Genomic DNA, 11,333 nt, shown 5'->3' on the forward strand with positions numbered 1-11,333 from the left:
ACGACCGGCCGGGCCGCTGCGCGGTCCCGGCCGGTCGTGGTGCTGCGGTCAGGGGGCCGCCAGCGCGGCGACCTCCTCGGCCGTCAGCGCGCCGCGGTGCACCTGCACCTCGTCGACGGCGCCCGCGAACGGGGTGTCCCACCAGTTGACGCCGAGCGTGAACGTGCCGGTCGGCGTCGTGAGGACCTGCGGGAAGCCGCTGCCGGAGAAGCGCTCCTCACCGTCGACGTAGACGCTGATGTCGCCGCCGTCGACCGTGTACGCCAGGTGCGTCCACTCGCCGACGGGGATCTGACCGCCCGTGCTCGCGTCGTACCAGGACGTGCTGCCGGACCACACCATCGTCGTGCTGTCGGGTCCGCGCGGCACGAGGCTCACCCAGCTCTGGTCGTCCCGCGCCGCGAAGAAGGTCGTCGTGTACTGCGTGATCACGTCGGGGCGGACCCAGAGCGCGGCCGAGTACGACGGTCCGTCGACGAGCCCGGTGGGCAGCTGGACGCCGCTCGTGCCGTCGAGGTGCACGGCCTGACCGTGCACACCCGGCACGTACGTGACGGTGCCGCCCGTGGTCCCGATCCGGGGGCCCGTGACCGTCGCGGCGGGGTGGGTGCCGGACGCGTCCGCGAGGTCGCCCTCGAACGACCACGCGCCGGCCAGACCCCCCGGCGTCCGCTCGAGCACCGTCACCGTGAACGTCGCGGTCGCGGTGCGGTTCCCGTTGCGGACCGTCGCCGTGAGCGTCACCGTGGCGTCGCCCTCGCCGTGCGCGGGGCGCGTGACGCCCCCGGTCGGGGAGACGACGGCGGGGTCGCTCGACGCCCACGTGATCGTCGTGCCCTGGGTGCCGGTCGTCGGGAGGGTCAGGTCCGCGACGACCGCTGAGGTGTCGCCGAGGTCGAGGTCGGCGACGACGGCCCGGACGGCCTCGCGGGCGGTCATCGGCTCCACGGCGCTGCCCCACAGCGAGACGCCGGCGAGCGACTGGACGGTGAACGTCACCACCCACTCCTGCCGGTCGGGCTGCCACTGCCGCAGCAGGGTGCCCTCGTAGGTCGCGCCGTCGACCTCGAGCCGCAGGCGGTCGCGGCCGTCGAGCCGCCAGCGGCCCTCGCGGTCGCCGGTGACGCGGCCGTTCGCCTCCAGGCGCACGTCCACGGCGCGGGTGACGTCGGCGGAGATCGCCTTGCCGTGGTCGACCAGCGCGTAGTGGCCGACGACGTCCGCGACGCGGAACCGGTCGGGACCGCCCTGGCCGGCGAACGGCTGCGCCGGTGCGTCGCCCGCGTACCGGTGGGGCGCGACGACGGGCCAGCCCTGCGCGTTCATCCGCATCTCGTGCACGCGGACGTTGTGCGTCTCGCCCTGCCCGGGGAACCGGCTGTGGAACACCAGGAAGTGCTCACCCGTCTCCGGGTCGGTGTACGTCGAGTTGTGCCCGGGGGACACGTACCCGGTGCCCGGGCCCGTGCCGGGGTCGCCGACCTCGCGCTGGAACAGGTGGTTGCCCATGACCTTCACGCCGTAGGGCTCGATCGACGCGTCGTCGAACAGCGGCAGCGACGGGTCGGACCGGACCTCCGACATCGGGTTGCCCTCGGCGTCGACGTACGGGCCGTCGGGGTTCTGGGACCGGGCGACGCGCATGTTGTAGCCGCCGCTCGCGTCGAGGCCGCCGAACGAGAGGAACAGGTAGTAGTAGCCGGTGCCCTCGTCGAACATGATGTTCGGCGCCTCGATGCGGCTGTGGTTGCCGCCCGTCAGGTGCTTCCCGTACCCCTGACCGGGCACCGGCAGGCCGGTCTCCTCGTCCATCTCGAGGATGAAGATGCCGCCGGAGTAGGACCCGTAGACCATCCACAGGTCGCCCTCGGCGTCGTAGAACGTGTCGGGGTCGACGACGTTGGGGTGGATGCGGGCGTCGTAGGGCGTGCCGTCGTCGCTGGGCTGCTCGTGCTCCTCGTGGCCCGAGCGCAGGATGATGCCGAGGTCCTCGTAGGGCCCGTCCACGTCGTCGGCCACGGCGACGCCCATCGCGGAGCGCGGGGAGTCCCCGCGGCAGGCGTTGTAGTACATGTAGTAGCGGCCGTCGGCGAGCTGGATGACGTCCGCGGCCCAGAGCGTGTCGGTCTGCGCCCACGCGAGGGTCTCGGCGAGCTCGGTGGTGACGTCCTCGAAGATCGGGTTGTCGGGCGTGACGCCGGCCGCGACCTGGTCCCAGTGCATGAGGTCGTCCGTCCTCGCGACCTGCAGGTGCGAGCCGAACACCCAGATCTCGTCGTCGGCGACGACGACGGACGGGTCGTGCACAGTGGCGTCGGTGAACGTGGGGGCCGTCGGTGGTGCCGCGGTCGCGGCACCGACCCCGGTGGCGGCGAGCGCGGCGGCGAGGGTGGCGGCGAGCGTGGCGGCGGCGAGGGTGCGGGCGGGTCGCTGGGCGCGTGGGGTCACGGCGGTCTCCTGGTGCGGCGCTGGACACAGGGGAGGCGGCTCGACGGTGCAGGGCGAGCTTCCGCGATCGACGGTAGGCCGCCGTTGCAACGTTGTAAAGGGAGGAGTCGGGCGGATCGCGCCCGCCGCACGGGTGGGACCTGCCGTCGCGCTCGCGCGCAGGAGAGCGGTTCCCTGATGCTGGTGCGCAGCGGTCGCGACGCAGGCGTCGCACCCCGGCGCACCAGGGCCGGACCGCCGAGGATCGGAGAGCCCGTGCGACCCCCACGCCCCCACCGTCCGTCCCGCCGGACGGCACGGGTCGCCGTGCCGGTCGTCGCCGCGCTCTCCGGCGTCCTCGCCGCCGCGGCCCTGGCGTCCCCCGTCGCGGCCAGCGACGCCCCGCCGCCGCGGCCCGTCACCACGATGTGGGTCTGGGACAACTCGGTCCCGCGCGAGGTCGACGCCCGCGGCACCGGCTACGCCGCGGCCGAGCCGGCGGTCCTCGCGGCCTGGGCCCGCGACCGGGAGCTCACCACCGTGCACCTGTCCGCGCCGTGGGCCGCCGACGTCGGCGCCGTCGCCCCGTGGATGACGGCGGCGGTCGACGCCCTGCGGGCCGAGGGCGTCGAGGTCGGCGTGCTCGGCGGCGACCCGCCGTGGCTCGACGAGCCGCACCTGGCCGTGTGGTGGCTGCAGGCCGCGACGCGCGGGCGCGACGTCTCGCACGTGCAGCTCGACGTCGAGCCCTGGACGCTGCCCGGCTGGCGGACCGACCGAGCCGGGATCGTCACGCGGTGGCTGACCATGCTCGACACCGCGAAGGCGGCGCTGCCCGAGGGTGTCGGCCTGGGCGTCGACGTGCCGTACTGGCTGGCCTGGGAGCCGGCGCCCGGCGGCGGCACGGTCGCGGAGGCCGTGCTCGCGCGCGCCGACTCCGTGGGCATCGTGACGTTCGTCGACCACGCGCAGGGCCGGGACGGGATCCTCGCGCTCTCCGCCGACGCCCGCGCGCAGGCGGTCGCCGCCGGTGTGCCGTTCACGATCGGTGTCGAGACCGACACCCCCGAGGTCGCGGGCGGCGCGGAGTGGACCTTCGGCGACGACGGCACGGACGCGCTCGAGGCCGAGGTGCAGGTGGTCCACGACGCGCTCGTCAGCACCCCCGGGTACCGGGGCGTCGCCGTCCAGCACTACCGCACCTGGCGGGAGCTCGCCCCCACCGTCCCCTGACGGCCCGCCCCGGCCCTCCGCCCCCGCCCGAGGCGCGTCCGGACGCCCCGGCCCCGCCCCGACGAGACCGGCGAGGTGGCGGTTCCCCACGACCACCACGCCACTCTCGCGCGCTGCTCGCCGCTCCCCGGTGCGAGAAGGAGGGGACGTGGGGGCCGAGGGAGGGGTGGCGTCAGAGGCGGGGGTCGACCGGCTCCGACTCCAGGGCCAGCACCGCGAACACGGCCTCGTGCACGCGCCACAGCGGCTCGTCCGCCACCAGCCGGTGCAGCGCCTCGACGCCCAGCGCGTACTCGCGCAGCGCGAGGGCCCGCTTGCGGCCCAGGTTGCGGCTGCGCAGCCGCTCCAGGTTGCCCGGCTCGGTGTAGTGCGGGCCGTAGACGATCCGCAGGTACTCGCGCCCGCGCACCTTGATGCCCGGCTGCACGAGCCCGCGCCGGCCCCGGACGAGGTTCGCGAGCGGCTTGACCACCATGCCCTCGCCGCCGGCGTCCGTGAGGTCGGTCCACCACGCGACGCCCGCCGCGACGGCGTCCGCGTCGTCGAGGTCGACGACGAGCCGCCGGGTCCCCAGCAGGACGCCCCGCGCGTCGGCGGCGACGAGCGCGTCGGCGGCCGCGAGGTGCCAGGTGTGCGGACGCTCCTCGTAGGTCGCCCCGCCCGTGCGCCCGCCCGCGGCCAGCACCTGGAACGGCGCGAGCCGCACGCCCGTCAGCCCGTCCGTCGGCCAGACGTAGCGCCGGTACGCGGCCGTGAACGCCTCGGCGTCGTCCGCGCGCGAGCGGGTCCGCGCGAGCAGGTCGCCGACGTCCCGCCCCGCGCCGCCCGCCCGGGCGAGCACGTCGACCGCGGCGGGCAGCGCGGCCCGCGCGGCGGCACCGACCGCGGCGTACTGCTCGCGCAGCAGGTCCTCGGCCTTCGCCGACCACGGCAGGAGCTCGGCGTCGAGCAGCACCCACGTCGCGTCCTCGCCGTCGCGGCCGAGCTCGCCCCACAGCCCGGCGCCGGTGACGGCGTCGCGCACGACGCCCACCAGCTCCTCCGTCCGCGCGGGGTCGAGGAACGGCCGTCCCGTGCGCGTGTGGACGACGCCCGTCGCGCCGTCGGGCAGGCCGAAGCGCCCGGCGGCGGTCGCCGCGTCGCGGCACACCAGCACCACGGCACGCGACCCCATGTGCTTCTCCTCGCACACCACCTCGCGCACGCCCGCCGCGCGGTACGCCTCGAACGCCTGCGCCGGGTGCTCCAGCAGGTCGCCGTCCGCGGCGGTCGCGCACGGGCTCATCGTCGGCGGCAGGTACAGCAGCGCCCGCGGGTCGACCGCGAACCGGCTCATCACCTCGAGGGCGCCGGCGGCGTTCTCCTCCGCCACGGTCACCCGGCCCATGAGCGACGTGTCGACGACCCGCTTGCCCAGCACGTCGGTGACGTCGAGGACGTCCGGGTCCCGGCGCGTGACGCCCGTCCCGTCGGCCTCCGCGGGCGCGTCGGCCGTCGGGAAGGGTCGCGTCGGCTCGTACCAGACCCGCTCCGCGGGGACCTGCACGACCTCGCGCTCCGGGTAGCGCAGGGCCGTGAGGTGCCCACCGAAGACGCAGCCGGTGTCCAGGCACATCGTGTTGTTGACCCACTCCGGGCGGGGCGTCGGGGTGTGCCCGTACAGCACCGTGGCGCGCCCGCGGTACTCCTCCGCCCACGGGTAGCGCACCGGCAGCCCGTACTCGTCGGTCTCGCCCGTCGTGTCGCCGTACAGCGCGAAGGACCGCACGCGCCCCGACGCGCGGTTGTGGAACGACTCCTTCAGCCCGGCGTGCGCGACGACGAGCCGGCCGTCGTCGAGGACGAGGTGCGCGACCAGCCCGTCGGCGAACGTGCGCACCTGCGCGCGGAACTCCTCGGGCTCGGCCGCGAGCTGCTCGAGCGTCTCCGCGAGCCCGTGCGAGACCTGCACGGCCCGTCCGTCCAGCGCTCGGACCAGCTTGTTCTCGTGGTTGCCCGGCACGGCCAGCGCGTGGCCCGCCTCGACCATCCCCATGACGAGCCGCAGCACGCCCGGGCTGTCCGGGCCGCGGTCGACCAGGTCGCCGAGGAACACCGCCCGCCGGCCCTCGGGGTGCACCGCGTCCACCGGACGCCCGGCGTCGTCGCGGACGAGCTCCCAGCCCAGGCGCTCCAGCAGCGTCTCCAGCTCGGCGCGGCAGCCGTGCACGTCGCCGACGACGTCGAACGGGCCGTGCTCGTCGCGGCGGTCGCTGCGCAGCGGCTCGCGCACGATCGTCGCCGCCTCGACCTCCTCCACGCCGCGCAGCACGTGCACGGTCCGGAACCCCTCGCGCGTCAGCCCGCGCAGCGAGCGGCGCAGCGCGTCGCGCTGCCGCCGGACCACGTGGTCGCCGAACGCGCGGTCGCCGCGGGCGCGGTTGCGTTCCAGGCACACGTCCTCCGGCACGTCGAGCACCACCGCGACCGGCAGCACGTCGTGCGCGCGCGCCAGGTCGACCAGCGCCTTGCGCGCGTGCTGCTGCACGTTCGTCGCGTCGACCACCGTGAGCAGGCCCGCGTCGAGGCGGCGCGCGGCGATGTGCTGGAGCACGTCGAACGCGGCGTCCGTGGCGGACTGGTCGTTCGGGTCGTTCGCGACCAGGCCGCGGCAGAAGTCCGACGACAGCGTCTCGAAGGGCCCGAAGTGCCGGGCGGCGAACGTCGACTTGCCGGAGCCCGAGGCGCCGACCAGCACGACGAGGGACAGGGCGGGGACGGTCAGCGCGGTCATCGGGAGGTCTCCTGCCCGGCGGCGGCGTGGAAGACGGCCATCTGCGTGGGCGGCCCGACCTCGGGGTCGACGGGTCCGACGGGTAGCAGCTCGACCCCGTAGCCGAACCGGTCCGCCGCGGCGTGCGCCCACGCGGCGAACTGCGCGCGCGTCCACTCGAAGCGGTGGTCGTGGTGCCGCATCGTGCCCGCGGCGAGGGTCGGGTAGCGCACGTTGTGCTCGGCGTTCGGGGTGGTGACGACGAGCGTCGCCGGCGCCGCGGCACCGAGCACCGCGCGCTCGACGGCCGGCAGGCGCGGCGGGTCGACGTGCTCGATCACCTCCATCAGGACGGCGGCGTCGAACCCCGCCACGCGGGCGTCGGTGTACGTCACCGACCCCTGGACGAGCCGGACGCGCTCGCGGACCCGGTCCGGCAGGGTGTCGAGCCGCAGCCGCCGCGCGGCCGTCGCGAGCACGCGCGGGGAGACGTCGACGCCGAGCAGCCGGTCGAACCCCTCGTCGAGCAGCAGCCCGAGCAGCTCGCCCTGCCCGCAGCCCAGGTCGACGACCGAGCGCGCACCGGCCGCGCGCAGCTGGTCGAGCACCGCGCGGCGGCGCAGCTCGGCGAGCGGCGGCGTGCCCGCCGGTGCCGGCGCGGCGGCGTCGGGCAGGACGGCGACGTCGTCGTCGGTCGTGACGTCCTCCGCGGCGTCCGCGACCGCGTCGTCCACCTCCGCCAGGCGCGCGACCGCCGACTCCGCGAGGACGCGCCGGTGCGCGAGGTACCGGCGCACGATCTCGTCCCGCGCCGGGTGCGTCCCCAGCCACGACCCGCCGGCGCGCACGAGCTTGTCGACCTCGTCCGACCCGACCCAGTAGTGCTTCGCCCCGTCGAGCGTCGGCAGGAGCACGTACAGGTGCGACAGGGCGTCGGCCACCCGGTGCGTGCCGCGCAGGCGCAGGTCCACGTAGCGGGAGTCGCCCCACGCCGGCACCTGCGGGTCGAGCGGCACCGGCGTCGCCTCGACCTGCCAGCCCAGCGGGGCGAACAGCCGTGCCGCGGCGTCCGGGCCGGGGCAGGGCACCGCGGGCAGGTGCACCTCGAGCGGCCACACCCGGTCGACGAGCTCCGGCCAGGCCGCGCACCGGCCGGCGAGCGCGGACCGGAACACCCGGCCCAGCGTCACCGCGAGCATCGACGACGCGGCGTAGGGACGGTCGTTCACGTACTGGGCGAGGCTGAAGCCCGTGTCGCGGGGACCGCGTCCGCGCACGAGGCCGACCGGGTCCACCTCGAGCAGCAGCGCGACGGTGCACCGGGCGTCCGTGGCCTCCGGGTAGAGCACGTGCGCGACGCCGTAGGGCTGCTCGAACTGCTGGACGCGTCCGGGGTGCTTGTGCAGCAGATACCCGAGGTCGCTCGCGGCGTCGGTCTCGGTGGTCAGCGTCAGCAGCACCGGCACATCCTGGCAGCGGCCCGCCCCGACCGGCCCGGGTATTGCCGTCGGCGCCGTTTACACCGCACCCGGACGGGTGCATGGTGGGCGGGTCCGATCCGCGCGTTTCGTGCCGGTTTCGGCACGCCTGCGGGCGCGCGGTCCTGCCTCTCGACGAGGAGACGAGCATGGCGCGGTGGGGGAAGGCACTCGGGGCGGCGCTGGTCGCCGGGGGGCTGGTGGTCGCCGGCGGGGGACCGGCGTCGGCGCACGACGGGTTCGGTCATCCGGGGACGTCGTCGGAGGAGCTCGCGCAGCGGTGGCGGTCCGGCCACCACGGCCTGCGTCTGCCGGCGCTCGACTTCACGGGCGCCGTCGCGTCCGGGCTGGCGGGTCCGCTGGTGTTCGAGGTGGACGGCCGGGACCTGACGGTCGGGCAGGCGTTCGCCGGGCTGCTGACGGCCGTGCCGCAGGGCGGGACGCCCACGGTCCTGGCGGCGGCGGACCCGCCGGGCGGCGACGTCGCCGCGGTCTCGACGTGGCGCGGCGCGGTGACCTGGGCGGAGCGCACCGGGGACCAGACGTCCGTGACCTCGTCGCTGCTCAAGCGCCGTACGCCGGACGGGACGGTCCGGACGGTCGCCGACCTGCTCGCGTACGAGCAGGCGGAGAACCCCGACGGCGACGTCACGTACGGCGCGCAGGTCACCGACCCGTCCTGCGAGGTGCCGGAGGGCTTCGGGCCGTACACCGGCGTCGTCGACACGCACGGGTACGGCTCCGCCACGTCGCGGAGCGGCACGACCTACGTCGCCGACGCGGGGGCGAACGCCGTGCTCGCCGTCGACCGGTCCGGCGCGGTGCGGACCGTCGCCGTGCTGCCGCCGGTGCCGTGGACGATCACCGCCGAGGTCGTCGCGGCCCTCGGGCTGCCCGAGTGCCTCGTCGGTGCGACCTACCTGTTCGAGTCCGTGCCGACCGACGTCGAGCTCGGCCACGACGGCTGGCTGGTCGTCTCGACGCTGCCCGGCGGTCCGGAGGACGGCAGCACGGGCTCGCTCGGCGCCGTGCACCGCGTGCACCCGCGGACCGGGGAGGTCCGCACGCTCGCGACCGCCCTGTCCGGCGCGACCAACGTCGCCGTCGGCCCGCTCGGTTCGGTGTTCGTCGCCGAGCTGTACGCCAACGAGGTCTCCCTCGTGACGCCGTGGGGGCACGTGCGCTCGCTCGGCTCGGTGAACCAGCCCGCCGGTGTCGAGTGGGAGGACAACCGGCTGTACGTCTCGACGGACGTGTTCACCGAGAACGGGAAGGTCGTCGCCGTCCGCTGGCGCTGACGGGGCGTGCGTCCCCGGGCGGGGCCGACGCGAGCGGCGCCGGCCCCGCCCGCGTGCCTCAGTCCTGCTTGGCCGCGCCCCAGCCGTGCCAGTGGTCGACCTCGACGAGGACGCTGACGCGCGCCCGGTCGCGCACCGGGTACGGGTTGCCGCCGTAGTGCGTCGAGAGCCGGTCGATGTCGACGAGGTCGACGTCGTCGCGGATCTCCACGACGCGCCCCTGCACGCTCACGTGCGTGTACCAGTTGTCCTCCGCGAGCGCGGTGAGCGAGACGTGCGGGTTCGCGCGCAGGTGCTTGAGACGGGCGCGGCCGGCGTCGAGGTTGAGCAGCACGCGGCCGTCGTCCTCCAGCAGGTACCAGGTGGCGACGGTGACCGGGTGGCCGTCGGGGTGGATCGTCGCCATCACCGCCGGGTTCGGGCGGCGCAGCAGGTCGACGACGTCGGCGGGCAGGGGCGGCTTCGGCACGGTGGGCTCCTCGGTTCGGCAGGGCTGGCGCTGCCCGGCGCACGGTGAGTATGGCGACGTGGTCATCGGAGGTGACCAATCGCCATCCTCGCGCGCGGCGTCAGGGTGCGCGCTGCTCGCGGCGGCCGCCGCGGGCCGCGAACGCGTCGAGCGCGGACAGCACCGGGGGGGACTGCCACAGGATCGACCGGCGACGGCCGCCGACCTCCGTGAGGGCGCCGACCTCGACGAGCCGGCCGATCGCCTTCATGGCGTTCGTGTGCGAGACGCCCAGCTCGCGCTGGACGAGCGCCGTCCCGAGGACCGGCTGGCGCAGCACGAGGTCCATCAGCGGCCACACCGCCGCGTCGGCACGCGCCCGCGTGCCGGCCGCCCAGCCGGCGCGCACCTCGCGCAGGTCCGCCACGAGCTGGCGGCCGTTGACCACGGCGTCGGCCAAGGCCTGGGCCATGGTGTCCACGATCGGAGCGAGGTCGCCCTTGCTCATGGTCCGACTCGATCGCTCGATCATCCGCTAAGGATGGATAGCACGTGCGCTAGTCCATCTTTACGCCCTGCAGACCGCCGCGCGCCCCGCGGGGTCTCACCGGCGCCGCATACTCCCGGGGCGGGCCACGAGCGCGAGGCCGACGACGCCCGTGACGCCCGCCCCGACCCACCCGGCCGCGTGCAGCGGCACGTCGTCGGCCGGGACCGGGCAGGCGGCGGGTGCGGTGTCGTCCGGGCAGGACGCCCACGGCTGCAGGAGCAGCAGGGCACCGACGGCGAGGGCGAGGACGACGAGACAGGCGCCGGACCATGCCAGGACCGCGCCGCGGCGATCGCTGTGGGGCATCGTGCTCCTACCGGCGGGCGACCTGCTCGCGCCGCCCACTGCGGCAGGCAGCCGGTGGGCCCCGTGGGGATCGAACCCACAACCCGCGGATTAAAAGTCCGCTGCTCTGCCAGTTGAGCTAGAGGCCCGGGTGATGAGGGGATTCACTCGTGGAACCCGCGGGACAGCACCGGTGTCGTCCGCGAGCGGCCGGGAGGGCGCCTGCAGGCGACGGGACCGACGGTACAGCCTGGTCACGGCGGTCCGGGATCGTGACGAACCTTCCGGGGGAGGGTTTGTGAGTCGACCTGCGGGATCGGTGGAACCCTCGGGATAACGACGATGTCGTTCGCCCCCGCGGGGCGTCGCCGCGAGCGAGACTAGAAGCCGAGCGCGTGCTCGGGCCGGACGCTCGTGGGCGCCGTCGGGCGGTTGTCGGCCCGGTTGAAAGCCGTCGCCCAGGACTCCCGGCTGCGCCGCGTCCTGGACGAGCACGGCGGCCGGTGCCGTCGTGGCGGAGGTCGGTTACTCCTTCACCAAGGCCGGCGCGTCCGGGCCGTCCGCTGACCGCCTCGCGGTCCAGACCCGCACCTCGACCAAGGAGGTCGGCGTCCCGGCCGGCGCGGTCACGTCGTACTCCTACAACTCGCTCGGTCGGCTCACCAACGCCACCGAACGCACGGGCGCGACCACGAACGCGGCGTGGGGGTATGGGTACGACAAGGCCGGCAACCGCACGTCGCAGACCCGATCGGCCAACACCGGCCTGCCCGCGGGGACCACGACGTACACGTACGACACCACGCACCGTCTGACGTCATCCAGCGCGGACACCACCGCGTGGCAGTACGACGCGGTGGGC

At 75.4% G+C, this 11,333-nt stretch carries 9 protein-coding genes and 1 tRNA gene; 3 read left to right on the plus strand and 7 right to left on the minus strand.

The features are described from left to right. Positions 1 to 48: 48 nt before the first annotated feature. Positions 49 to 2,448 (minus strand): LamG-like jellyroll fold domain-containing protein, encoded by a 2,400-nt coding sequence (locus FB586_RS05280; RefSeq protein ID WP_136518205.1) that lies wholly within the window; start codon positions 2,446 to 2,448, stop codon positions 49 to 51. 306 nt (positions 2,449 to 2,754) lie between these two features. On the opposite strand from FB586_RS05280, the gene FB586_RS05285 reads away from it, so the two are divergent. Beyond that, on the plus strand, positions 2,755 to 3,660 hold the full coding sequence (locus FB586_RS05285; protein ID WP_246036457.1) for a hypothetical protein: 906 nt from the start codon (positions 2,755 to 2,757) through the stop codon (positions 3,658 to 3,660). Between the two features lie 172 nt (positions 3,661 to 3,832). On the opposite strand, the gene FB586_RS05290 is transcribed toward FB586_RS05285, so the two are convergent. Continuing rightward, complete coding sequence (locus FB586_RS05290; protein WP_136518206.1) at positions 3,833 to 6,433, minus strand: polynucleotide kinase-phosphatase; 2,601 nt, start codon at positions 6,431 to 6,433, stop codon at positions 3,833 to 3,835. Further along, complete coding sequence (locus tag FB586_RS05295; protein ID WP_136518207.1) at positions 6,430 to 7,872, minus strand: 3' terminal RNA ribose 2'-O-methyltransferase Hen1; 1,443 nt, start codon at positions 7,870 to 7,872, stop codon at positions 6,430 to 6,432. Before FB586_RS05295 ends, FB586_RS05290 begins: the two co-directional genes overlap by 4 nt. Positions 7,873 to 8,039: 167 nt before the next feature. Between FB586_RS05295 and FB586_RS05300 the strand changes: the two genes are divergently transcribed. Then, complete coding sequence (locus FB586_RS05300) at positions 8,040 to 9,188, plus strand: ScyD/ScyE family protein (protein WP_136518208.1); 1,149 nt, start codon at positions 8,040 to 8,042, stop codon at positions 9,186 to 9,188. A 58-nt stretch (positions 9,189 to 9,246) separates the two neighbouring features. Here the strand turns inward: FB586_RS05300 and FB586_RS05305 are convergent, their stop codons facing one another. The 4 genes from FB586_RS05305 to FB586_RS05320 form a co-directional block, all read right to left on the minus strand. Then, positions 9,247 to 9,657 (minus strand): PPOX class F420-dependent oxidoreductase, encoded by a 411-nt coding sequence (locus tag FB586_RS05305; protein ID WP_136518209.1) that lies wholly within the window; start codon positions 9,655 to 9,657, stop codon positions 9,247 to 9,249. A 100-nt stretch (positions 9,658 to 9,757) separates the two neighbouring features. After that, positions 9,758 to 10,144 (minus strand): Fic family protein, encoded by a 387-nt coding sequence (locus FB586_RS05310; RefSeq protein WP_222928277.1) that lies wholly within the window; start codon positions 10,142 to 10,144, stop codon positions 9,758 to 9,760. Positions 10,145 to 10,240: 96 nt separating this feature from the next. Further along, complete coding sequence (locus tag FB586_RS05315; protein ID WP_136518211.1) at positions 10,241 to 10,492, minus strand: hypothetical protein; 252 nt, start codon at positions 10,490 to 10,492, stop codon at positions 10,241 to 10,243. Between the two features lie 55 nt (positions 10,493 to 10,547). After that, positions 10,548 to 10,620 (minus strand) — tRNA-Lys (locus tag FB586_RS05320). Positions 10,621 to 10,982: 362 nt separating this feature from the next. On the opposite strand from FB586_RS05320, the gene FB586_RS05325 reads away from it, so the two are divergent. After that, positions 10,983 to 11,333, plus strand: a 351-nt coding sequence (locus tag FB586_RS05325) for a hypothetical protein (RefSeq protein ID WP_222928278.1), incomplete at its 3' end; no start/stop codon positions are given.

It is taken from the genome of Cellulomonas telluris (assembly GCF_004886325.1).
Lineage (GTDB): Bacteria > Actinomycetota > Actinomycetes > Actinomycetales > Cellulomonadaceae > Cellulomonas > Cellulomonas telluris.